We start from the raw sequence: 23,212 nt of genomic DNA on the forward strand, positions 1-23,212 counted from the left end.
CTCACAGCACTGCAGTGCGGTGTGTGCGACGGTAGATCGGCCAAGTGAACGCGGCGAGCTCGATTCCGAACGCCAGGATTGAGGCCACCGTGAACGCCGTTCGGAGTCGAACTTCCCACGGGAGCGGCCCGATCACATCAATTGCTACTAGCCAGTAGCACAATCCAACCGCACAGAGACAAAACTGCAGGACGAAGCCATCGCTGTGAATGATCTCAGCGCGCCATCGACGGACGAGCAACAGCGCGATAGCTATCCACGCGATGACACCGGCGTACCACGGGAGTAACAGCGTGCTCGTGGGAATTGGAACTGAATCAATCATTAGTTACACCGTCTTCTCGTTGGCGCGCCTTTTTCGGACCGTCCAGACGATACACAGACCGGCGGCTCCCATGCAGACAGGACCCAGGACATTCGAGCGTTCCGTTCCGACCCAATCGATCCCAAATCCAAGCATTAACAGCGTTAGTCCACACGGAAGACCGAGGATCGACCGATCGGCGCTGCCACGCCACCAGTCAGCAACTGCCCAGAGTGACAGCAACACGCTGTTTGCCAGAATGAGCACAGTAAGTGCCTCGAAAACCGGCATATAATATATAGTAAATGATGGTACAAAGCCATATCGTTGGGATACAGTTTCGCCTTCTTTCGGTGACGGTCAACGCATACTGGAGCGTCGTTCATGAGACAGCGATCCTCCCACCAGCAGACAGCCACTGATCGCGAGAAAAACTCCGAACCACTCGGTGAACGGCTGGTTTTTCCCGAAAAGCGCCGTCTCCCAGGAAAACGCGACCAACCCATTTCCGAGATACGCCAGCGACAGGCCACCGATTACGCTGAGACGGTTCCGATCGGTGTTCCCACGATACCAGTCGAGCCACATCCACAGTACGCACACGAGACTTCCTGCTGTCAGAATCATCCAGATCGGCTCCATCAGCGCCATATGTTGAATCTCCGATGAATCGAACTAAACTGTTCGGGTGGCAATCACGGGAATTCAAGCTAGATTCATCGAGGGGACCCGACGCTTAGGTGCGCAGAAGTGCTATCGTGGGACATGGCAGAGTACACCGTCGAGATCGAGATCCCGGAGGACGCCGGCATGGCCACCGCCGGCGAAACGGTCACGCTCACAATACCCGAAACTGAGACGATTCTTGGGATGGCACGGGCCAACGGGCTGTGGCTGCCGGCGGACTGCCAGCAGGGCTGGTGTACGACCTGTGCCGCAAGATTGCTGTCGGGGGATGTAAACCAATCAGCTGCGCGTCGGTATTACGAGAGCGACGCGGCGGCCGGCTTCGTGCTCACCTGTACGGCAACACCGCACGCTGATTGTCGGATCGTCGCCTGTCAGCGAGGATCGATTCTCAAGCATCGGGCAGAGCACGACCTGCCACCAGGCCGTTCGAAGCGGTGAGTGATTGTCCGACACAGCGGCTAAGCGTTCACGCAGCTACATTGTTTGCTGATAGCGGATAAAAGAATTGTATTTTCAATAATTAGTTATATTTACGCTCACTACCCTTATTACATACTATTACATATAACAGAGTATGCCGATCGACATCGAACGGTTCGAAGAAAGTGATGAGTCGGAACTCCGAGCCCGGAGTCCAACAAATGCAGAAATTATTCTCACGTTTCTTGCGTCCGATCCAGAGCAGGCCTATCTCCCGAAGGAGATTCACGACCGAACAGGAGTTCCACGCGGAAGTGTAGGAGTCGTCCTCTCTCGACTTGAAGATCGTGGACTGGTGCGACATCGTGGCGAGTACTGGGCGATTACAGAATCCGACGAGATTCACTCGGTACTGTCTACCCTTCGATCCGCAGCAGCTGTATCGGACCGATTTGGACCAGAAGATCCCGAGGAGTGGGGCCCTGGCATTGGCGGGGAGCAATCCTGATGCAGTATTCAGCCGGTGATGTCTGGTGGGGGCCAGCCATACACAAATCGGCACCATCCTATCGACCCTGGGTGATCATCAGCAATGATGCACACCCATTCCATCACACGGAATGCGTCGCTATGGCGATAACGACACAAGCACACTCCGCAGGAGTTGAAATTCGAGCAGAGGACTGGATACGCGGAGGCTCGAAAACTGATTCGTACATCTCTCCCTGGTATGTTCTAACGATGAAATACTGTGATTTCGACCGACAGCAGGGTACCCTACGAAAGGGGCTTTTGGAAACGGCAACTGATGAACTCACAACCTATGTCTTCGGCGTCGACCAACGGTGAGAGCGTCACTGCCGTAATCGATGGGGCCTCACAGCCATCGAAATCAACAGGCCGTTCGAAGCGATAGCCGGCGAACGAACGATTTATTCGGACCACGACGAAATCGCAGGCATGAACGCCGCCGATCGGCGGGCACTCGTGACCCGCTACACCGAAGAGGTCGTCACCGAGGCCGAACTCGACGAGCTACTCGAACGCGAGAATCCGTCGGTGTACATCGGCTACGCCCCCACTGGACAGATGCACATCGGCCATTTCACTACGATTCGGAAGCTAGCCGATTTTCTCCGGGCGGATTTCGACGTCACCGTGATGGTCGCGGATCTCCACGCCCATCTCGACGATGAGAAGAGTCCGTTCGACCTCCTCGACGCTCGTTCGGAGTACTACCAGACAGCAATCGAGGCGATGGTCGAAACCGCCGGCGCATCAGTTGACGATCTGACGTTCGTCCAGGGTCGTGAGTTCGAACTCGATGAGGAGTACACCCTCGAGTTGCTCCAGATGGCCGCCGACACCACCATCACGCGCGCCCAGCGCGCCGGTAGCGAGGTCGTTCGCCAGTCCGACAACCCCTCGCTCGGTGGTGTGCTCTACACGCTGATGCAGGCGCTCGATGTTGCCGCGCTCGATGCCGACGTCGCCTACGGTGGCATCGACCAGCGGGGAATCTACATGCTCGCACGGGAGTTGCTCCCCGACTGGGGCTATGAAAAGCCGATCTGTGTGTTTGCACCGCTGCTCTCCGGTCTCACTGGCGGGAAGATGAGCGCATCGGACGCCACCTCGAAAGTGGGACTCACCGATTCGCCCGAAGCAATTCAGGAAAAGCTCCAGCAGGCCTACTGCCCACAGGGTGAACTCGAGGACAACGGCGTGCTTGAGTACGTGAAATACCTCGTCTTTCCCATTCTCGACGACCGCGGCAAATCGTTCGAGATCGAACGACCGGAGCAGTACGGTGGCGATCTAGCGTACGATCAGTACGCGGATCTTGAAGCCGACTTCGTGAGCGAGGAGCTCCACCCCCAGGATCTGAAGGGCGCTACAGCCGATTACATCGCCGAGATTGTTGCCCCCATTGGCGAGACGATTGAGGAAGAGCCAGGGCTGATCGAACGCGCATATCCCGAGTGAGGTAGTCGTCCACGGGTAGCTTTTTGTTGGATGGTGAAATACTACGAGCGAATGGCGTCTTCTGGTGGCACTTCAGATGGACTTGGCGTCCGCCTGGCTCGAATCATCTCCTTTTCCGTCGTGTTACAGCTCGTACTGATGCCCATTGTGATGGATTTCTCCGATGCGGTGCTGGTTGGCGATTCACTCGGTGGTCGCGAGCTTGTGGTTGTAACGGGGCTGGCGATTGTGCTGGCCGTTTCCATCGAGCAGTTTCGACCGGTGATCGCAACCGACACCGTCTGGAAGTTCTGTCTGGCGACGCTGGCTTTCTATCATGTACTCCGAGCGGTCGTCATCTCATCGTCGATCCGCACTGGCGGATCGATTTACTATCCGCTGCTAGTGGGAACGGTGGTCATTGGCGCGATGGCTGCCGGTTTTCTCGTCGCAACCGTTCGTCTCAGGGAGCTCGTTCCCGGGCGGTGATAACACGATCCAGAACAGTCACCCGGAAGGAGTTTTGGTTCGGTAATTCAATACAGTCAAAATGGACTCGCACCGTTATCGAATCACCCGCCGACGGGCGCCCGCCATTGGTGGCGCTGCCATCGCGCTCTGGACACCAGCAATCAGATCCGGCGACGGGCGACCCGGTGGGTGAGCGATTGTGGCTCAAAGAAGGCTGTCACGCGCCTATTGCTCTCGATGGTGCACTCTTTGCACACACAGACGACGCCGTCGTCCGACTCAGAACCAAGTGATCGTCCGATCTGTCGTACCAGTCTGGCGTGCAATTCTCTGTGATTTATAGCACCAGTGTTCAATGGATACACAGATGCAACCAGACACCTTCCAGATCACCCGACGGCAGGCGCTGGCCGCCGGTGTGATCACTGGGGCCAGCGCGCTTGGGCTTCCGAGACGGTGGTTCAGGTCGGCGTACGAATCGCCTGCCCCGGTTGAGAACGCCGCGTGGCCGATGGGCCAGCACGACCCAGCAGGAACGGGCCACACCGAAGACAGCGTTACGATCCAGACCCGCAATCAGCCGGCCTGGAGCGCCAAAATCGACGATCCCGTGCTCGGGATCGTTGCCGGAGGCGAGCAGCTGTTTTTCACGACAAACCGTTCGGTCGGAGCGATCGCTCGATCGGACGGCACGATCAACTGGCACGTCTCGCAGTTCAATCCCATCCCCTGGCGGAACGAATCGCTCTCGTTTGCGATCGAGCCAACGTATCTGGGAGACCAGCTTCTCGTGGCTGAATCAGATTCAATCGTGGCGCTCAATCCCGAAAACGGGACGACGCTCTGGGAGTTCGAAACCGACGAGACCATCACCTCGATGCTAGCGCTCGGAAACACGGTGTACTGCGAGGCGACACTTGAGAATGAGCAAGTGACGGTCGCACTCGATGCGTCCTCGGGGTTCGAGCGGTTTCGAGTGCCAACAGAGCGTGCGATCCATCCACAGGTCAGCAGCGGGGATCTGCTCGTCGGCACCGCAGTAGACGACCCACGAACGGTTCGCGCACTTGATTCGAAATCCGGAAACACACGCTGGACACAAACGCTCGACGTTCCACAGCAATCGGCCGCACTGGTGGGCACTGGCGGACCGTGTATCGTCGAGGGCACCGTCATCTTCGGCGGCCAGACCGTCCAGGCAGTATCGCTCGAAGGCGGCGCAACGCGCTGGACCCAGCAGCTCGATGTCACTAACGACGGCAGATTCGCCGTGGTCTCGAACGGCGAAATGGTCCACGTGTTCGCCCTCGAAGCCGATCTGATCGCCGGGCTCACCCTCAGTGACGGCGACGATCTCTGGACGATGTCGAAACTCGGACTCGCCGACTGGAACCCTGCACTCACCGCCGATGTCCTCTACGTTGGCGTTGACGACGGAATGTACAGCGTTGCCCCCAAGAGTGGACTCGCCGCACTACCGAAGATCTCTGCGTTTACCGCCATGTGGTCTCCCATCGCTGTTGACGGCGTCCTGTATGCGGTCCGTGACGACGGCGTCGTCAAACTAAAGGGACAATGAGCATTGAACAGTACATTGACGACGACCGAACCGAACGCGCTGTGACGCTCATCGGCTACTGGCTGGCAACGGGACTGCTGGTTGTCCCGGGGCTCGCGCTGGTGTTGCGCGTGATGCTGATCGACGAACCGACCGTGACGCCTGTTGTGATCGCACTCGTAGTGTCGATCCCGATCGCAGGGTGGTGCTATCGATCGAGAGGGACACTGCAACTCCGATCACTGTTCGTCTGGGGACTCACCACAGCGTTCGGTGTGGGCATTCTTGGCTGGGTAACTGAAACGGTACTGACCCGACTGAGTGGCAGTCTGTATTTCACGCTCGTGGCGCTGTTGGGCTGGTTTAGCGCGGGTGCAGTTGGTTGGGTTGTTGGGAGAACGGACAGCGTGCGAAATGAAGCGGCGGAGACGAACGGTTGATCGCAGGCCAGTACTCCGAAGCCGGCGAGGATTGTAACCAACGCCACGGCTTATTAGTGACCGATGGCAGATACGGGTATGACCGACGAGTTTCTACTGTTGAATCCGGGGCCAGTGCCACTCTCGGAGCCAGTGCGCACAGCGATGGACGCACCGATGGTGTCACACCGCTCGGCCGAGTTCGAGGAAACGTATGCGCGCGCACAGAACGGGCTCGAGACGGTGTTCACCCAATCAACACTCGATGGGAGCGCGAGCGGATCGGGAACGCCGCTGATTCTCAACGGCACCGCCACCATGGGGATGGAGATGGCCGTTGCCAATCTCACCGACGAGACTAGTGAGGTCGTTGCGCTAGTCAACGGAAAATTCGGCCGTCGATTCAAGCGGATCGCCGGCCGTCACGCATCCGTAACCCCTGTCGAGGTCGAATGGGGCGACTCGTTCGATATGGCGGCAGTGTCCGAAGCGATCACCAACGAGACCGATCTCGTCACGATGGTCCACAACGAAACCTCAACCGGGCTCTTGAATCCGGTGGCCGAGGTGGGGGAAATCGCCGCCGAACACGACGCGCTGTTCGTCGTCGATGGTGTCACCTCGATCGGTGGCGATGTCTTCAAAATCGACGACTGGAACGTTGATGTGGCAATCACCGACGCCCAGAAAGCGCTTGGAGCGCCACCGGGCGTGAGCGCAATTTTCGTCACTGAACGCGCCGTCGGCTCCATCGATGGCGAATCCGCGCCGTTCTATCAGGATCTCGACTGGCATCTTCGGAAGGCCACAGACAACCAGACCCCGTTTACGAGCGCCGTCCCGTTGTTCCGTGCGCTCGCCGTCGCCCTCTCCGAGATCGCTGACGAAGGGATGGATACGAGAATTCGTCGCCACCGTCGGCAGTCGCGTGCGTTCCGTGCCGCATTCGACGCATTCGGACTTGAGTCATTCCCGAACGTCCAGGGTCCAACTGAACTGTCGAACACGCTCACGGCAATCAGCCTCCCCGGCCCGATTGCCGACGATCCCGACGCCTTTTTCGATGCGATCGCAGATCGAAACGTCTCGATCAGCGGCGGACAGGCACACCTCGGTGGCGACATTTTCCGCGTGAGTAATATGGGCAAGCTTGCTGACGAACAGATTCGACGCGGTGTTCGCGTAATCGGGGAGGCACTGAACGAGTGTGGCTTCGACTGCTCGGTCGACCAGGGACTCTCTGCAGCCACTGAAACGCTCGAATCGGAACCTGCGACTACAGCGTGATCCGCTTGCCCGTAGCGTCGCTCTCGACGATCGCATCGATTACGCGCATATTTCGAACAGCTTCGTTGCCGTCAGTCTCTGGTGAAACACCCTCCTCGATCGCCTCGGCAAACGCCGCAATTTCTCGGGCGTACTGATCGACCGGCTCGAACCGCTCGCTCTCGTGTTCACCATCGATGACATACTCAATTGACACCGACGCATCGGAATCGACATCGAAGGCGGTCTCCGTTCTGATCCAGCCGTTTTCGGCGTCGATCCGGTAGTACTGTTCCATCTGTGAGTCGAATCCCGACTCCACCGTCGCCGTCGTGCCGTCGTCGTAGGCCAACACCGCCGTCATTTCGGTGTCGACGCCTGCATCCCTCGAATCAGAGCGCCAGCCGCTGACCGAGGTTGGCTCACCCATGAACGTTCTGGCAGCGTTAATCGGATAACAGCCCACGTCCATCAGCGATCCGCCAGCAAGCTCCGGTGAGAGCCGGATGTCGTCCGGTCGATCACGGAGGGGGAATTTGAACGCAGATTTGAACGACGTGAGTCGATCCAATCTGCTATCGATGAGTTCGCTGATCCGCTTCGTTCGAGGATGATACCGATACATGAACCCTTCCATCAGCACCACCCCCCGTTCGTTGCAGTACTCGACGAGTTCGCGTGCGGTCTGGGCGTCCTCGGCGAGGGGTTTCTCACACAGGACGTGCAATCCAGCATCCGCCGCCCGGCGAACCCACTCGGCATGCAACGCGTTCGGGAGCGGAATGTACACCGCATCCAGTGTATCGTCACTCACCAGGGCGTCGTAGCTGCCGTGGACCTGTGGAACGCCAAACTGGTCGGCAAGCGCACGTGCATCCGCCGCCGACCGCGAGCCAATCGCACCGATCGAATGGTCCGTTGACTGAATCGCCGGCAACACAGATTTTCGTCCAATCTTTGCCGTGCTGAGTACACCAATCTTCATGTGAGTGTCCAGTTGATGGACGGCGAAAAACCCACTGAGAACAGTTTTTACTCGTCGTTTGACTGGAGTCTGGTGGTGGTCTCGATCAGTGGATGATGGGCGTAATCGACGACCGTGATGTCGTCGATACTCTCGAGTTCGTCTTTCCGTGCCGTCTCTGCCATGCCGAGTTCGACCGGCTCTTTGAGCTCGATCACGTAGGCATCCATCGATTCGACGCCGACTCGTTGGGCCGCTTTAACGCGGTGATGACCGTCCGCGAGCAACAACCGGCGGCTACCGTTGTCGATCACAACCAGTGGCTCGGCGAGCCCGTTTTCGAGCTCGTAGATCCGTCCTTCGAGTTCGTCGGTGTACACCTTCCCCTGTGTCGGAATCAGCGTGTCGAGATCGACCGTTCGGCGGACCTGTTGCATGTCGACGCCGTGGATGGTTTTCAGCGTCTGCACCAGCTTGTTCACTTTTCCCGGAGTTGCCCGTTCGATCTGACTCCGAACGACATCGGCATTCGAGATAATTCCGACGAGATGACCGGCATCGTCGACAACTGGTAGTTTCTGGATACCCGATCGGAGAATCACCCGGCCTGCATCGGTGATATCCATCTCCGGATGAGCGACGATCAAATCCTCGTTCATCACCGTGAAAATCGGATCGTCGTCATCAGCGAGCAAGAGATCGCGGGCCGTGATTATTCCCTGCACGTACCGACCGTTACAGACAGGAAAGCCGCTATGTCCTTCATTTTCGGCGATGCGGCGGGCAACATCCGCGACAAGTTCGTCCGGGCTCACCGTCGCTACCTCCCGGGTCATGTAATCTTTGACTCGCGGCTTCTGGCCCTCGGTATCGTCCATTAAATTCTGCTATGGAGCAACTGGGTAAATGGTTCACGGTCGTCACTACCAGTAGACGCTGTCGGTGATACCGCTGTCGCGCTGCCAGGCCGGCCGTTCCCGAATCGTTTCGAAAAATCGTTCGTCGATGACGGTCTGAACGGTCTCGATGAGGACATCCTCTTCGTCGTCGCCATCGTCCTCAATCAGTCCAAGAAATCCGAGCGGAATCTGTGCGCCGGCCATATCGGCGTGTCCGCCGGCATCGCCGATCTGATCGAACGCGTTCCGAAGCGTTTCACCAACATCCAGTGGCGTCGACCGGGTGCGAGCAGAGGCATAGATCACGCCCTCTCTGATGCCATACACCATAGTGGTCGTGACATCCTCGATATCGAGCAGTCGATCCGACGCCTGGGCAATCGCATCTCGTTCACGAAATCGACCGACACAGCTCGTCAACACCGATCCTTCGACCGTCCGATTCCGAATCGCTCGGCCGATCGTCGAGAACGTCTCTGCTGTCATCCTTGGCGATTCGACCTGCGCTAACACCTCCATATCAGCGTACGGAATGAGATACGCCGCCGCCTCGAAATCATCCACTGCGATTTCGCGGCTGAACTGCTTCGTGTCGACCCAGATGCCAAACAACAGCCCCGTCGTGATGGACGTTGGCGGAACGATATCAAGCCGCTGGAAGTAATCGACGAGCAGGGTACTGGTTGCACCAACATCACTCCGAAGGTCGACAAAGCGCGCCTCAACGGGCTTTCGTGGCGGATGATGATCGACGACGATGTCGATGGGCGTCTCTTTTTCTAGCTGATCGTTGACGCCGGGACGAGCGTGATCGACGAGCGCAATCGCGTCATAGTCATCAATGTCGAACGATTCGTCGTCGAAATGCAGCAACTCGTACTCGAGGAGGTTAACGAGCGCGCGGTTTTCCTGATGGGTGATGTCCCCTGCATAACAGGCATCCGCCGGGCAGTTGACCCGATCGGCGAGCTCGACGAGCGCGAGCGCGCTCGCGATCGCATCAGGATCTGGATTGTCATGCATTACGACGGCCAGTTTTCCGTTAATCTCGCGCAACGCTCGATGGAGCTGTCGCACACGATGGCCCTGTCTGCCTGCAGAAGCAAGCACCTGTTCGGCGATGGCACCGCCGGGATCGATCACCCGATCGGCAACGGATTTGAGCTGTGCGGTGTGGTCTGTGCTCGGAACGCGTCCGAGATAGGCGACGAGCAGCGCATCCGGAAACGCCGTCCGAGCCGCACGTGCGGCCCGATAATTCGTCGCACCATCGCCGCTCGCGACGATAACTGATTCTGCCGGCGCTTCAATCACCGTCTCAAGGGTCTCTGCAGAAAACTCTGGAACGTGGACCGTCGGGATGCCATCACCGCGGAGCGTCTCCGCGTGGGCACCGTCAGTGACGACGACCTGCAGCTCTCCAGGTCGATCGACGAGTGAATCAACCAGCAGCTGCCCGAGTGAGTCACACCCAAGCACCAGCCGGGTAACCATATCACGTATTGTGGTTTGGCCCGGTAAATACTTCCTCTTTCGAGAGCTGTCGGAGAAATCGAGAAAAGCAGATCCGAGAGCGCCTAAAAGAGTGCGTTCGACGCCAGTTGCGCCGGATCAGTGAACAACGCAAGTCCTGGGAGCAACAGCACCGTCACAACTGCGGCAACGACAACTGCTGCATAGAGTCCGGTCGGATACTCCTCGATCGTGCGTCCCGGAACCGGATCTTCGATCCACATCGCCTTGATGACGCGCGCGTAGATGTACACCGACAGCGCGCTGTTGACGATGAGTGCTGCGGCGAGCAGATACGAAGAAGAAAGGACCGTCCCGAGCAGCAGGAAGTATTTCGAGACGAAGCCGCCACCAAACGGCAAGCCCGCAAGGCTGACCAGAAACAGCGACATCGCCGTGCAGGCAACAGGAGCCTCTTTGGCGAGCCCATTGAAATCCTCAAACCGACGACCGATTCCCCACTGTTCTGCCAGTGCAATGAAGAGGAACGCACCCGTGTTCATAAAGCCATAGACGAGCAGGTGCAACATTCCCGCTCCAACGAGCAGTCTGTCCGCTGCGCCGGTAAGCGCGCCGAGGGCGATCAGCGCATAGCCCGCGTGCGCGATCGATGAGTACGCGAGCATCCGTTTGACCTCCTCCTGGGTGGCAGCGGCGAACGTTCCGAGCGTCATGGTGATGAGTGCAAGCACTTCGAATGCGAGCACCCAGTCGACCCCCGCGACTGCCGACGTTGGAAACGCCGTCAGGAACACGCGGAACGCCAGCACGAAGCCGGCTGCCTTCGACGCCGAGGAGAGAAAGCCAGCGATCGGTGCTGGTGCGCCCTCGTAGGCCTCGGGAGCCCAGAAATGAAACGGCACGGAGGCCGTTTTGAATGCCACGCCACCGAGAATCATCACGATGCCGATGCCGAGCACGCCCGTCAGACTGCCATCGATACCAGCATCGAGAACGGTTGCGATCTCCGTGAGCTTGAGCGTCCCCGTTACGGCATAGACCAGACTGATACCATAGAGGAACACGGCCGAGGAGAGACCGCCAATGAGGAGATATTTCAGCGAGCCTTCTGCACTACCACGGTTATCCTTGAGATACGCGACGAGTGCATACGATGGCAGCGAGGCGAGCTCGAGACTCACAAACGCTGTCACCAGACTGTTTGCGCTCGCCAGCAACGTCATCCCAGTCGCCGCAAGAACCACCAGCGCGTAGTACTCGCCCTGGTTTGGCCGTTCGGCTATGTAATCGTGACTCGCCAGCGCGACGAGTGCCGTCACGCTGGTGAAGATGACGGTGAAAAACAGGCTCATTCCATCCACAATGAGCTGGCCATCGAACAGCGTTGCCGCTTCGGGCGATAAGAACAGCTGTGCGCCAGCAACGAGCAACGACGCGAGTGAGCCGGCGATCGTGACCGTCGCCAGCAGCGTGTTCGACTGCTCGTTCGGCCAGATCGTATCGACGAGCAACACCAACAGCGCGGTCACGCCGAGCAACAGTGCCGGGACGAGCGGCTGATAGCCACCAAGTCCAAGCGCAGCTGAAACGGGGTCGGTCATCGGACGACACCTCCAATCGTGGAAACCACATCACGCAGCTCCATCGATCCCATGGCCGCGTGCTGGGTGTGTGTCAGTTCAGTCATCGGTGTGACGGCATCCTGGATCATGCCGAAGATCAGCTCCGGTGCGGAGCCAAGCGCGATGATGAGGACGATCAACACGACAAGCGGCGCGATGTCGTGTGGTTGTGCGCGTGTGATTTCGTAATCGGTCGCCACGCGGAACGAACCGAACAGCGTCCGCTGCATCGCGAACAGATAGTAGCCGGCGACGATGACGATGCCAAACATCGCGATCGCCGTCAGCAACTGTGCGTGTGGGAACGTGGCCGAAAAGCCACCGCTGAACACCATAAACTCGGCGACGAACCCGGACATGAGCGGGAGGCCCATGTAGGCGAACGAACCGGCGACCATCGCACCGGCCGTGATCGGCATCCGGTCTGCCAGGCCGCTCATGTCGCCAACCATCCGCGTGTGCGTCGTGTTATAGATGACGCCAACACAGAGGAACAACAGCCCGGAGATCAGTCCGTGGCTGATCATCTGGAACGTTGCGCCACCGAGCCCGTACAGATTGAACGCCACGAGCCCAAGAATGACATAGCCCATCGAGGAAACCGACGAGTACGCGACGATCCGTTTGAGATCCTGCTGTGCAAGCGCGAGCAGCGCCCCATAAATCACCGACACGACCGCAATCGCGACCAGCACGAGTGCGAAGTCGGCGGCCACCTCCGGGAGGAGCGTAAAGTTGAATCGTAGCAGGGCGTACGTACCCATCTTCAAGAGCACGCCAGCCAGAATCACCGACACCGGCGTTGGCGCTTCAACGTGGGCGTCTGGCAGCCAGGTGTGAACCGGAACGACCGGCACCTTCACTGCAAAGCCGGCGAACATGGCGAAAAAGGCGGCCACTTTCACCTGCTGTGGCGAAAGCCCCCCAACCGAGGAGACCGACCCCGTTGCAAGCTGCTGGGCGAGTTCGGGCAGCCCGAGCGACGTGACGCCCGCACCCATCACGAGCAGGAAAAAGCCGACGAACATCACCAGCGAGGCGACGTTCGTGTAGACGAAGAACTTGATCGCGGCATACTTTCTGCGTGGACCGCCCCAGACGCCGATGAGGAAGTACATCGGCACGAGCACGGCCTCCCAGAAGATGAACCAGACGAAAAAGTCCAGTGCACCGAACACGCCGATAAGGCTGCCCTCAAGCAGCAACATTAGCCCGTAGAACTGGGATTTGCGCTCGTTGATCGGGGTCCATGCGCTCAAGATGGCGAGACTCGTGAGGATCGTCGAGAGCACAATCAACGGCATGCTGATGCCGTCGAGGCCGACGTGCCACGACAGATCGTACGGCCCAAGCGAGAGCCAGTGAGCATTCGTCTCAAACGCCAGCTTTCCTCCTTCGAGCAGGGCGTTACCGGCACCATCGAACGCCGAGAACATGTACAGACTGACCGCGATTGCCACGACGCTGATACCGAACGAGAGCCGCGGAGCGTATCGGTCGGGCAACAAGAAGACACCGACCGCACCCAGCAGACAGACTGCGATGAGCAGTTCGATCAGCATTCAGAACCACCCCCCGAGCAGTCCCATCGCTACAAGCAACACGACCAACCCGGCCGTGAGCAACGCCGCGTAGTTCGTCACGACGCCTGTCTGGACCTTTCGGACGCGCTCGCCTGCAAACAGCGAGACGCTAGAGACGCCATTGACTGCACCGTCGATGACGCCCTGATCGAACGTGTTCGCTGCGCGTGCCACGTTCGCCGTGAGCCCTTCAGCGAGCCATACCTGATATTCGTCCTGGTAGTAGTTGTTGAACAGCACCGTCTTGATCGATCCGAGTTTGTCCGTGTGTTCCTCCGGGGACGGCACGTTGTAGAGCACGTGCGCCACGGCGACGCCTGCGAGCGCGAGCCCGAGCGAGAGCGCACCGGAGCCGAGCATGAGGCCCGTCGAGCTCTCGACGTGGTGGACGCCGCTCACCTCGGTGAGGAGATGGTGATAATGCTCAACGGTCAACAGCTCACCGCCGTGTTCGAACCAGTGGTGGAGATACGTCAGATCCATACCGGTCAGCTTTGCGAGCGGTGCCATGTTGATGAGCCCGACGACGACTGCGAGCGCACCGAGCACCACCAGCGGCGCTTTCATGTTCCAACCGTACTGGTGTGGACTCTCCGCGATATTCGTCCGTGGCTCACCGTGGAAGGTGAGAAACACCATCCGGAACGTGTAGAATCCGGTGAAAAACACCGCGATCAGACCCATGGCGTAGGCAGCCATGAACACTGGATCGTTGAGGCCGAGTCGCAGTGCCTCATACAGCACCTCGTCTTTCGACCAGAAGCCACTGAACGGAATGATGCCCGCGAGCGCGAGCGACCCGGCGAGGAACGTGTAGTACGTAACCGGGAGTTCGTTTTTGAGACCGCCCATCTTCCACATGTCCTCATCGTGGTGCATCGCGACGATCACTGCACCAGCCCCAAGGAACAACAGCGCCTTGAACACCGCGTGGGTGGTGAGATGGAAGACACCGGCCACGTAGCCACCCGCACCCAGTGCGAGCATCATATACCCGTACTGTGAGATGGTGGAGTAGGCCAGCACCTGTTTGATCTCTCGTTTGACAACGCCCATGGTGGCCGCAAACAGCGCGGTAAATCCACCGACGAAGGCGATAATAGCCAACGCCGTTGGACTGAGCGCGTAAAAGCCGTACATCCGTGCGACGAGATAGACACCCGCCGCAACCATCGTCGCCGCGTGAATCAGCGCACTGACGGGCGTTGGGCCTTCCATCGCGTCGGGAAGCCACGTGTGAAGTGGGAACTGTGCGGATTTTCCCATCACGCCGCCGAGCACGAGCAGTGCAAGGATGGTGAACCACGTCTGTGGATCGAAGCCGAACGTGTGGACGTGATCGGCCGACCCAGTGAGTGCGTGTTCTGCAAGTGCCGGGAAGCTTTCTGTGCCTCCGGTTCCGATAAAGGCTGAGGTCCCAAACGTTGCCAGAATCCCGACGACGCCGATGAGGAAGAAATAATCACCAAATCGGGTGACGATAAACGCCTTTTTCGCCGCCGACGGTGGTGCATCCTCCCGGAACCAGAAGCCAATCAGCAGATACGAACAGAGCCCGACTAGCTCGAAGAACATGAAGGCCATAAACAGGTTCGAGGCCATCACGAACGAGAGCATGCTGAAGCTAAAGAGGCTCAGTCCAGCGTAGTAGCGCGGGAGGCCGGTCTCGCCTTCGTCGTTCATATACCCGAGCGAGAAGACGAACACCAAAAACGAGATGAGCGTCACGATCAGCAACATCAGCGCCGAGAGCTGATCGATCAGAATCCCGAGCTCGAGTGAGAACGGCTCTGCCACTGACACGAGCGTGTGCAGGTGTTCAGTGTGTGGTTCGCCATTGCCCATAACGGCGAAATACGTCCAGACCGCGAGCAACAGCGAGCCGCCGGTCGCCGTGATTCCAGCAAGCGCGCCTTTCTTCGGCATATATCGCCCGAAGAACAGGGCGATCACGAACGATACGAACGGTAATGCTGCGATCGCTGGTGCGAATTCCAATGGTCCTGCCATATCTTACCACCTCATCGTGGTTGCCGTGGTAACGTCCACGTCGTCGAAGTTCCGATAGAGCACCAGAATGATGCCGATGCCAACGGCGACCTCGGCCGCGGCCAGTGCCATGGTGAACAGGCTGAACACCTGCCCCGAGAGGTTGCCGTGCTGTGCGGAGAACGCAACGAGATTGATGTTCGCCGCGTTCAACATGAGCTCAATGCTCATCAAGAAGATCAGTGCGTTCCGACGGGTGAGGATGCCGAACAGGCCGATACAGAACACGGCCGCCGACAACAACAGATAGTACTTGGCTGCGATCATCGATCATCACCTCGTCCGCCGTCGGTCCGGACCGAGCCACTCGAGTCGTCGCCTTCTCGGCGCGCAAGCATGACCGCGCCGACCAGTGCCGCCACAAGGACGACATCGATGATTTCGAACGCGACGAGGAAATTCGCCGATGGTATCGACGGTTCAAGTGCGAACATTGCCATGCCGATCGAGCGGAGAACCGAACCATCACCGAATCCCGCGGGCGCGGGGAAGTTCCCCTGCAGGAACACGGCCGCCATCACGGCAAACAGCGCCACGGCAGCCAGTCCCGGCAACAGGTGCGATCCGAGCTTCAATCGTGGTCGTGTCGTCATTGTCCCACCTCGACAGCGGGATCGTCACGGGTGAGCATCACGGCGAACGTGATGAGAACCAACACTCCCCCGACGTACACGAGTATCTGCATCGTACCGATGAATGCCGCCTGTGTCATGACGTAGTGTACTGCTACCGAAAGAAGTGCGACTCCGAGTAGGAGCGCAGAATGCCACACGTCACGAACGAGAACAACCCCCAGGCTACTCCCGATCGTGATTGCGGCAAACAGCACAAACGCCAGTAACTCGTACGGTGCTCCTGCCATTAGTGTCCCTCATGTTGGCTTCCCTTTGAAGATTTCGAGAACGTATTGTGAGCTTTGGCCCCTGAGCCCCCGAGCCATCAGCAAAATCGGATATGTTCTGGTATCAATTTTTGTTACGGTACGGAGTATTGCACCGATTCGGTCCACTGGACGGGTGATTCAACCACTGCGTCATCACATCGTCCAGGAGTGCTTGTGAGTGTATGTCACGCATTGGTGACAGATCAAAATGATATTAACCAGCCATTCTATAGATGGTTGTAATGAACCGTTCTTTTAGGCACGCCCTCCTACCTGCGGTCGTCGGCATTTTCGTCTTTCTGCCGATCTATGGGACGTACTATCTAACACATCCGTATCCGTCACTCGGTGGTGGGCTGTTTTTGATGATGGGCCAAGAGATCGTAACGAACGGCTTTGCTATCCCACCGACGGTACCGTACTACACGGCTGGTGGCATTCCACTGGGCTATCCACCGCTAATGTTGACCATCGCTGGGGGATTAGTACAGCTTGGATTTTCTCCATTTGTCGTCGCGCGTGTTATGCCCGGGTTGTTGATGGTGTGTGCGCTAATCGCGTTCGGTGTCGCCGCGAAAACGGTGTTGGAAAGCCGGTTTCAGGCGGCAATTGCCGTCATCGTCTTTGTTACCTCACCACCAGTACTCGAATTCACGGTTACTGCGGGGGGCACTGTTCGAGCGGCGGCAATGGTGCTTTCCTGTTCGGGCATCTACACCGCCGTTCGGATGTATCGGACTGGCAACTGGACGTGGATAATCGCGACGGCAGCCCTGTTCGGAGCGACGATACAGACACATCCGCTGTACACCATCTTTTTCGGGACAAACGTCGCAGCGTTGTGGCTCGGAACGGACCGTACACTGCGCGGACTGGCTGCCGGTGGTACCGTTGCTGCTGGCGGGGTCGTACTTGCCGCACCGTGGTGGCTTACGATCGCCGATGTACACGGGGTCGAGCTGTTTTTCACCGCATCGAGTACCCACGGTGGCGTGGGCTATTTCGACTGGTATCGACGGCTTCTCAAAACTTCGACGGTGCCAGCCTCACCGTGGCCCGTGGTTTCGCTTGTGGCAGCGGGGGTGCTAGTCGTCAGGCGGCGACCGGCGATTCCGTTCTGGCTCGTTAGCGTCGGTTTTTTGACTGGACGTGACGAGTATCTGCTCGTCATCGGCGCGATGGCAATCGCGACTGCGTTCACCGACGAACTGCTTCCGATCGTAAACGGCGTTAGCGTGCCGTGGGAGCGCTCACTTACACGTAATCGGGTGGCTGAGTGGACTGGCAATCGCATTCGGTCGGTCAGTGGCGAATCACAGGGTATTCTTACCATCCTGGCACTTTTTTGTCTGTTCGTCGGGACGGCATACGGCGGTGCAACGGCCATGAATTACGTCGATGGGACACAATCCGATCCAGCACTTCCGATGTACGTTCAGGGTTCCGATATGAAAGCAGCCGAGTGGATCAAAACGCACACACACCAGGAAGCGTCATTCGTCGTCATCGGTGACGTTGCCGAATGGTTCCCACTCATTTCGGATCGAACGTCGCTTATCGTTCCCCAGGGCGCCGAATGGAACGGACAACGAACCGAACAGATCGAACTCCGGAGCTCCATTAGCACCTGTCGGACGACCGTCTGTCTCACGAACCAGCTGGAGGCAGCCGAGCTATCGCCCAAATATATTTATCTCTCACGCGCGGGCTATCACGACGATGCAGCCGCGTTTCGGTGGCAATCGCTCGGTTTCAGTCTCGAAACCGATCAATCCTATTCTATCGTCTACGAGAATGATAATGTAATTATCGCAGAACGTATATCTGCCTGAAGATACTCTCAATTGCGGACAGTTCTATGCGATTATTTTGAGTAGAATCTGCTGATACGACGAGCAATGATATCGATGTACTCCAATTCCAGTAAACAATACAACAATTCATAAAACAGATATTTTTAAATAACATCCATTCATACAACACATTGCTATGGTCCAAGAACAGTCCCGACGACGGTTTCTCCAGGTCGCAGCAGCTGGTGCAACCTCCGTTGGAATGAGCAGTGTTGCATCCCAGCACAGCCTGGCAGTCCCGGCGATCGGTGGTCCCGCAGCGGTCATCCAGACAGGAACCCTGGTGATCGACCGGTCAGACCGGCAGACGTGGAATCGCGTCTCGTTCGGGACCTCGTTTGCCCTCTCACCGATCGTCATCGTCCAGCCGGTGACGGCTCGATTCGCGCCCGTGGCGGTACGGAAAGTGACCCGTCGCGGGTTCGAGTTCAATTTTTCCGGCGGGCTCGACGACCAGGAGTTGCACTTTCCCCAGCGGCTGAGTTACGTGGCCGTTGCGCGCGGTGAGTACACTATGACAGGAACCTCGCTGTCCGTCGAGGCGGGCTTTATGACCTGTGGTCACACGCCGTCAACGGTCACGTTCGACCGGCCGTTTGATGACGCGCCCGTTGTGTTTACACAGCCACAGACGACGCCTGCTGGCGAGCAAATTCATCGAGCGAGGGCCGTGACGGAGACGTCACCGACGGATCCCCAGTCGTGTACCGTCCGTCTCGACGGGCCGACGACAACCAATCCACAGACGGTCGGGTATCTCGCTTTCGAGCGCGGAACGGGGGTCCTCGATCCGCCCGAAGAGGTCCCTGAAGAACTATTGAGCAGATACGAAGTCGCCAGTACGGACCGAACGTTAACGGATTCCTGGCACTCGTTTCAGTTTCACCAGCGATATGATCAGCCAGTCGTGCTGGTCGAATCCCAGTCGAACCAGAGCGGATCGACGGCGATTACGCACGTTTCAGATCTCAACAGCGGTGGTGGATCGCTGCGGATCGAAGACGGACGACCGACGCGAGCGACATCGGCCCGAACAGAACGGATCGGCTATGGCGTTTTCGAGAACGAGTTCGTCCTCTTCGTCTGAGCACACGGTAGCGAGCCGGACAGTCTGGCCAATCCATAACGTGGCCAGATACCTGGAACTTGTAGAAACATTTGTGTGGGATGGATCGTATTAGGAGTACGTACTAGGTATGGTCAATCGAAGTAACTCGCAAACGGTCGATCGGATTACAGATCTTCGAATCGACGACAAAATCAACGTTCGGTCCCTCGAAACCGGGCGAGAGGACGCGTTCATCGTTGCCGGATTCGATCTCAATATCGTGAATCACCGACCCGAAGTGACAGCACAGCTTCTGACGCCGGCAGAAGAGCCCGCACCGATCGTGGTGTTCGATACCCCTTCCGGGATCTGTCTCAGTCCGACGGACGTCCCCCAGCGCCAAGAGATAGATGCAGAGGTTATTCTCTTTGAGAGCCGCCAGCAACAGCCCCAGCAGACTCAGTTCCGGTGAGGTCCCGGTTTGCGATCCGATTGAATTCAGAGCAGTTGCAGTGAGTGACTGTACCAGAACACACTCACCGTGCCGAGCAGTGCCGTCAGAACGACTGCGAGTGGATGGTACTGAAACAGCGGATCAACCGGGAACGAGAGAATAAGCTCGTGATCGAGCGAAAGGGCCCAGCTTGCCGTGATTCCAAGCGAAAAGAGCATGAGCGAGAGACTTACCCCAGCAGCGAGCGAGGGCTCCGTGCGCTCTGTGCTTGCGGCCGCGATGACGATCGCACAACAGATTCCGAGCAACCCAGCAAGTAGCGGATCGACTGGACCAACGCTGTAGTACGTTTCGACCGTTCTCGTATCGAGCACCGCGAACGGAAGACCAACGCCCACGACGAGCAACAGACACCAGACCGTCGCGATTCGGGCAGCGATTCGGCGGCCAGCCATAGCCTAACTCCCGTGCGCCATGGCCTTACCCTTTCTGAAACTCCACCACAAAGTACAGGTTTCTACAGCCCCCCCTACGGGTATGGGACTCGGTGGAACGGCAAAGAAACTCCAGCAGGTCATAAATATGGCCGAGGAGCTGTATGCTCGAATGAACGACCTTCGTGAACAGCTCCAGCAACTGCGTAAGACCGTCGAAGAGACGAACGCCACGGTGCAACAGCTCCAACAGGAAAATGCCGAACTCCGTGCTGTCGTCGGAGCGATGGCCGAACAGCAGGGAATCGATCCCCAGGAAGTTGTTGCTTCCCAGCAGCAATCTGAAGGGACAGTTGGTGGTCAACGCGATCGGACTGGGGCACAGAACAACGCCAATCGTGGATCTGCACCCGGATCTTCATCGATCGATCAGCCGCCGGATCGATGAGGATGGCGACTCACATGAGACGACGGTGTTCGACCTTGAGACAGCTGTCCTGAACGAACGTTCGGCCTGATTTTCTGACCTGTCTCCCGGCTCGATCGTTTCGGATGCCAAGCTGCAGCCACACCGTTTCAACGTCGTCTCGGTCAAGGACCGATTCGACGATTCCGCCAACCTCTGCGCTGGGCCGGAACACATCAACGATGTCGATTGTCGTCTCGACTTCCCCGAGATCATCTACCGCAGGCCGTCCAAAGATTTCATCAGCGTATGGATTGACGGGAATTACGGTGTAGCCAGCGTCCTTCAGATAGCGCGGAATCTCGTGGGCATCTTTCCCAGGGGTTGACGAGCAGCCAACGACGGCGATCGTGTCGGCGTCGAGAATCTCGCGCAGCGTCGCATCATCAGGGGAATCGTTCATATCTCAACTACTACGATGAGCAACAAAAAGTTGCACCTATCGCCTCAACCAACGACTCGCCCGGCGACGAACGCGCCGGCCGCAAGAAACATGCCGAGTTTCGTCGTGAGCTGAGCAGTTGCGGGGTCGCGAAAACTGTACAGTGCACTCCCAATCAGGAGACAGTCCGCTGGAATAACGAGCAACAGATAGGCAGCGCCGAACGTGCCATCGAGATACAGCAGTGGGCTTACGCCGACGGCACCAATCATCACCACGGTCCCGATCACGAGTGCGGGGCGAACGCCAACGGCGATCGGCAGCGTATGCAGCCCCTCTTCTCGGTCGCCCTTGATATCCTCTACATCCTTGATGATCTCCCGGGTCAGGGTGGTGAGTCCGGCCAGCAGTCCAAGCAGGGCCACCGGTGCGAGTGTGTCACTGCCGACGGCTGCGCCACCGAATAGAAACGTCGATCCACCGAGTCCGGCCACCACCACGTTTCCGACGCCTGGCAGTCCTTTGAACAGTTTCGTGTAGGCCACCAGCGCGAGGAGATCGACGGTCGCTATTGCGATTGCCATCAGTGGAAGGGTCAACGCCAGCACGATCGCGAGACAGAACAGAATCACACTGCACCACAGCGCCTGCCGTGGGGTGACTGCGCCCCGTGGAATCGGTCGTTCTGGGTCGTTGATCGCATCGATCTCCCGGTCGAAGTAGTCGTTGATCGTGTTGCCAGCCCCAGCCGCCAGCACGGTCGCGAGCCCGGCCGCGATGGCGGCCGTCGGATGCACCCCGAGTCCGCCAGCGACGTACGCGCCGATCAGCGTGAGAATGCCGCCGACGATCGCGTTCATCGGGCGCGTCAGTTCTACCACGCCACGAACGGTTTCCATAGATGGTCCTACCGGAGGAGCGAAATAAGTCGCCCGAATACAATAGATAGACTTAAATTACTCCGCTGATTCCGAAGGAATAGGGCGCTTAGCTCAGCCTGGATTTAGAGTGCTTGGCTTCGGACCAAGTTGTCGGGGGTTCAAATCCCTCAGCGCCCGTGGAGCGAGGAACGCAGTGACGAGCGATCTGGCACTGCGAGATTTGAAGTAAGGAGCAGCTCTGCTGTGACTGTAGTTCAAATCCCTCAGCGCCCGTCCAATTTTCGACTGGTTTAGCGACGATTAAAATTACTACTCGCCGAACAGTCCAGAATATTTATATCAAATGATTTCGCAATGTGGAGCCATGTCCACTCAGCGCCGACCACGGGTTGACCATTCGTTACGATGGACTGCGCCGGACGCCACCAGCGGCCTGTGTCGCCACGAACGGGAGACGCCTCTCAGAGCGAGCGCCTGATGCACGGAATTGTTCTAAAGGGGTTCAAGGATTTCGTGATCGATCGCTATGACCGGGAGGCCTGGCGCGCCATCCAGGCGGATGCAGGGCTTGAGGGAAAGCTCTACGTCCCAGTGACGGAGTATCCGGATGATGAGGTCAGAGCGTTGCTCAAGGCTGGGGTATCAATTAGCAACACGCCAGCCAACGAACTGCTCGAAGCGTTTGGTGAGTTTCTGCTCCCATCGTTGCTCGAAACCTACGGCGTGCACGTCGACGAGAAGTGGAGTGCACTCCAGCTCATTGCAAACGTCGAGGAGTATATCCACACCTCGCTCCGGGCGAAAGCAGTCGCCTCATACACACCACCACAGTTGCAGTCCGACTGGATCGACGACGCGCACGTCCGAATCGTCTACAGCTCAGAGCGAACCCTCTGTGCGTTCGCCAGAGGCCTGATCGTTGGCATTGGGGTCCATCGCGGGGAACCGCTCGCCATTGACGAACGTGCATGCATGCACAACGGCGACCCACAGTGTGTGCTCATCGTCAGCAGACAACATACCGACTGATCGGTTGGTACAGGGCCCAATCGATCTCGCCGATATTCCTGATTCTATGAAGTGTTATTTTATTAAAATTATTGTTGCTTAATGTAAAGATGTGACAAG

At 58.0% G+C, this 23,212-nt stretch carries 28 protein-coding genes and 1 tRNA gene; 14 read left to right on the plus strand and 15 right to left on the minus strand.

The genetic code is table 11. From position 1 onward, the window contains the following. Nucleotide 1 precedes the first annotated feature (1 nt). From JXQ78_RS04040 to JXQ78_RS04050, 3 genes are all read right to left on the minus strand, one after another. On the minus strand, nt 2-325 hold the full coding sequence (locus JXQ78_RS04040; protein ID WP_330632196.1) for a hypothetical protein: 324 nt from the start codon (nt 323-325) through the stop codon (nt 2-4). A gap of 3 nt (nt 326-328) precedes the next feature. Next, the gene (locus tag JXQ78_RS04045) at nt 329-595 is read right to left on the minus strand and encodes a hypothetical protein (protein ID WP_330632197.1); all 267 of its coding nucleotides are present in this window, start codon (nt 593-595) and stop codon (nt 329-331) included. Between the two features lie 69 nt (nt 596-664). Then, the gene (locus JXQ78_RS04050; RefSeq protein WP_330632198.1) at nt 665-955 is read right to left on the minus strand and encodes a hypothetical protein; all 291 of its coding nucleotides are present in this window, start codon (nt 953-955) and stop codon (nt 665-667) included. 114 nt (nt 956-1,069) lie between these two features. On the opposite strand from JXQ78_RS04050, the gene JXQ78_RS04055 reads away from it, so the two are divergent. From JXQ78_RS04055 to JXQ78_RS04090, 8 genes are all read left to right on the plus strand, one after another. Continuing rightward, a complete protein-coding gene (locus JXQ78_RS04055; RefSeq protein WP_330632199.1) occupies nt 1,070-1,432 on the plus strand; it encodes a 2Fe-2S iron-sulfur cluster-binding protein in 363 nt (120 codons plus the stop codon). Between the two features lie 136 nt (nt 1,433-1,568). After that, a complete protein-coding gene (locus tag JXQ78_RS04060; RefSeq protein ID WP_330632200.1) occupies nt 1,569-1,922 on the plus strand; it encodes a MarR family transcriptional regulator in 354 nt (117 codons plus the stop codon). Beyond that, on the plus strand, nt 1,922-2,263 hold the full coding sequence (locus JXQ78_RS04065) for a hypothetical protein (protein WP_330632201.1): 342 nt from the start codon (nt 1,922-1,924) through the stop codon (nt 2,261-2,263). The genes JXQ78_RS04060 and JXQ78_RS04065 overlap by 1 nt, the downstream gene beginning before the upstream one ends. Nucleotides 2,264-2,374: 111 nt before the next feature. After that, nucleotides 2,375-3,400 carry a tyrosine--tRNA ligase gene (locus tag JXQ78_RS04070; RefSeq protein ID WP_330632202.1) on the plus strand — a complete coding sequence of 342 codons (1,026 nt, stop codon included), beginning with the start codon at nt 2,375-2,377 and terminating at the stop codon, nt 3,398-3,400. Between the two features lie 51 nt (nt 3,401-3,451). Next, a complete protein-coding gene (locus JXQ78_RS04075; RefSeq protein WP_330632203.1) occupies nt 3,452-3,868 on the plus strand; it encodes a hypothetical protein in 417 nt (138 codons plus the stop codon). Nucleotides 3,869-4,217: 349 nt separating this feature from the next. After that, complete coding sequence (locus JXQ78_RS04080; RefSeq protein WP_330632204.1) at nt 4,218-5,429, plus strand: outer membrane protein assembly factor BamB family protein; 1,212 nt, start codon at nt 4,218-4,220, stop codon at nt 5,427-5,429. Further along, complete coding sequence (locus JXQ78_RS04085) at nt 5,426-5,848, plus strand: hypothetical protein (RefSeq protein ID WP_330632205.1); 423 nt, start codon at nt 5,426-5,428, stop codon at nt 5,846-5,848. Before JXQ78_RS04080 ends, JXQ78_RS04085 begins: the two co-directional genes overlap by 4 nt. Nucleotides 5,849-5,926: 78 nt before the next feature. Further along, the gene (locus JXQ78_RS04090) at nt 5,927-7,114 is read left to right on the plus strand and encodes a pyridoxal-phosphate-dependent aminotransferase family protein (RefSeq protein ID WP_330632206.1); all 1,188 of its coding nucleotides are present in this window, start codon (nt 5,927-5,929) and stop codon (nt 7,112-7,114) included. Here JXQ78_RS04090 and JXQ78_RS04095 read toward each other — a convergent pair. From JXQ78_RS04095 to JXQ78_RS04135, 9 genes are all read right to left on the minus strand, one after another. Further along, nucleotides 7,104-8,078 (minus strand): Gfo/Idh/MocA family protein, encoded by a 975-nt coding sequence (locus tag JXQ78_RS04095; protein WP_330632207.1) that lies wholly within the window; start codon nt 8,076-8,078, stop codon nt 7,104-7,106. The genes JXQ78_RS04090 and JXQ78_RS04095 overlap by 11 nt on opposite strands. Nucleotides 8,079-8,125: 47 nt before the next feature. Beyond that, a complete protein-coding gene (locus JXQ78_RS04100; protein WP_330632208.1) occupies nt 8,126-8,935 on the minus strand; it encodes a CBS domain-containing ParB/RepB/Spo0J family partition protein in 810 nt (269 codons plus the stop codon). Nucleotides 8,936-8,980: 45 nt separating this feature from the next. Further along, nucleotides 8,981-10,450 carry a DHH family phosphoesterase gene (locus tag JXQ78_RS04105; RefSeq protein ID WP_330632209.1) on the minus strand — a complete coding sequence of 490 codons (1,470 nt, stop codon included), beginning with the start codon at nt 10,448-10,450 and terminating at the stop codon, nt 8,981-8,983. Nucleotides 10,451-10,533: 83 nt separating this feature from the next. Continuing rightward, nucleotides 10,534-12,030 carry an NADH-quinone oxidoreductase subunit N gene (locus JXQ78_RS04110; protein WP_330632210.1) on the minus strand — a complete coding sequence of 499 codons (1,497 nt, stop codon included), beginning with the start codon at nt 12,028-12,030 and terminating at the stop codon, nt 10,534-10,536. After that, a complete protein-coding gene (locus tag JXQ78_RS04115) occupies nt 12,027-13,613 on the minus strand; it encodes a complex I subunit 4 family protein (RefSeq protein WP_330632211.1) in 1,587 nt (528 codons plus the stop codon). The genes JXQ78_RS04110 and JXQ78_RS04115 overlap by 4 nt, the downstream gene beginning before the upstream one ends. Continuing rightward, nucleotides 13,614-15,644 (minus strand): NADH-quinone oxidoreductase subunit L, encoded by a 2,031-nt coding sequence (nuoL, locus tag JXQ78_RS04120; RefSeq protein WP_330632212.1) that lies wholly within the window; start codon nt 15,642-15,644, stop codon nt 13,614-13,616. A 3-nt stretch (nt 15,645-15,647) separates the two neighbouring features. After that, complete coding sequence (gene nuoK / locus JXQ78_RS04125) at nt 15,648-15,950, minus strand: NADH-quinone oxidoreductase subunit NuoK (RefSeq protein ID WP_330632213.1); 303 nt, start codon at nt 15,948-15,950, stop codon at nt 15,648-15,650. Then, nucleotides 15,947-16,276: an NADH-quinone oxidoreductase subunit J family protein gene (locus JXQ78_RS04130; protein ID WP_330632214.1), complete on the minus strand. Its 330-nt coding sequence runs from the start codon at nt 16,274-16,276 to the stop codon at nt 15,947-15,949. The genes nuoK and JXQ78_RS04130 overlap by 4 nt, the downstream gene beginning before the upstream one ends. Beyond that, nucleotides 16,273-16,545 carry an NADH-quinone oxidoreductase subunit J gene (locus tag JXQ78_RS04135; protein WP_330632215.1) on the minus strand — a complete coding sequence of 91 codons (273 nt, stop codon included), beginning with the start codon at nt 16,543-16,545 and terminating at the stop codon, nt 16,273-16,275. The genes JXQ78_RS04130 and JXQ78_RS04135 overlap by 4 nt, the downstream gene beginning before the upstream one ends. A gap of 263 nt (nt 16,546-16,808) precedes the next feature. Between JXQ78_RS04135 and JXQ78_RS04140 the strand changes: the two genes are divergently transcribed. The 3 genes from JXQ78_RS04140 (at nt 16,809) to JXQ78_RS04150 (ending at nt 19,939) form a co-directional block, all read left to right on the plus strand. Then, a complete protein-coding gene (locus JXQ78_RS04140) occupies nt 16,809-18,398 on the plus strand; it encodes a hypothetical protein (protein WP_330632216.1) in 1,590 nt (529 codons plus the stop codon). 157 nt (nt 18,399-18,555) lie between these two features. After that, nucleotides 18,556-19,506 (plus strand): hypothetical protein, encoded by a 951-nt coding sequence (locus JXQ78_RS04145; RefSeq protein ID WP_330632217.1) that lies wholly within the window; start codon nt 18,556-18,558, stop codon nt 19,504-19,506. A 109-nt stretch (nt 19,507-19,615) separates the two neighbouring features. After that, nucleotides 19,616-19,939 (plus strand): hypothetical protein, encoded by a 324-nt coding sequence (locus JXQ78_RS04150; protein ID WP_330632218.1) that lies wholly within the window; start codon nt 19,616-19,618, stop codon nt 19,937-19,939. 26 nt (nt 19,940-19,965) lie between these two features. Here JXQ78_RS04150 and JXQ78_RS04155 read toward each other — a convergent pair whose 3' ends face one another. Next, nucleotides 19,966-20,376, minus strand: a complete 411-nt coding sequence (locus JXQ78_RS04155; RefSeq protein ID WP_330632219.1) for a DUF7548 family protein — start codon at nt 20,374-20,376, stop codon at nt 19,966-19,968. Between the two features lie 82 nt (nt 20,377-20,458). On the opposite strand from JXQ78_RS04155, the gene JXQ78_RS04160 reads away from it, so the two are divergent. Beyond that, nucleotides 20,459-20,803, plus strand: coding sequence for a DUF5798 family protein (locus tag JXQ78_RS04160; RefSeq protein WP_330632220.1), 345 nt, complete (start codon nt 20,459-20,461; stop codon nt 20,801-20,803). 10 nt (nt 20,804-20,813) lie between these two features. On the opposite strand, the gene JXQ78_RS04165 is transcribed toward JXQ78_RS04160, so the two are convergent. Both JXQ78_RS04165 and JXQ78_RS04170 read right to left on the minus strand, forming a co-directional pair. Next, a complete protein-coding gene (locus JXQ78_RS04165) occupies nt 20,814-21,224 on the minus strand; it encodes a CoA-binding protein (protein ID WP_330632221.1) in 411 nt (136 codons plus the stop codon). A gap of 44 nt (nt 21,225-21,268) precedes the next feature. Continuing rightward, complete coding sequence (locus JXQ78_RS04170; protein ID WP_330632222.1) at nt 21,269-22,102, minus strand: geranylgeranylglycerol-phosphate geranylgeranyltransferase; 834 nt, start codon at nt 22,100-22,102, stop codon at nt 21,269-21,271. An 82-nt stretch (nt 22,103-22,184) separates the two neighbouring features. Between JXQ78_RS04170 and JXQ78_RS04175 the strand changes: the two genes are divergently transcribed. After that, nucleotides 22,185-22,261 (plus strand) — tRNA-Arg (locus JXQ78_RS04175). Between the two features lie 300 nt (nt 22,262-22,561). Then, nucleotides 22,562-23,113 carry a heme NO-binding domain-containing protein gene (locus JXQ78_RS04180; RefSeq protein ID WP_330632223.1) on the plus strand — a complete coding sequence of 184 codons (552 nt, stop codon included), beginning with the start codon at nt 22,562-22,564 and terminating at the stop codon, nt 23,111-23,113. Nucleotides 23,114-23,212: the final 99 nt, after the last annotated feature.

Origin of the sequence: Halocatena halophila, from assembly GCA_027563145.1 — an archaeon.
GTDB lineage: Archaea > Halobacteriota > Halobacteria > Halobacteriales > Haloarculaceae > Halocatena > Halocatena halophila.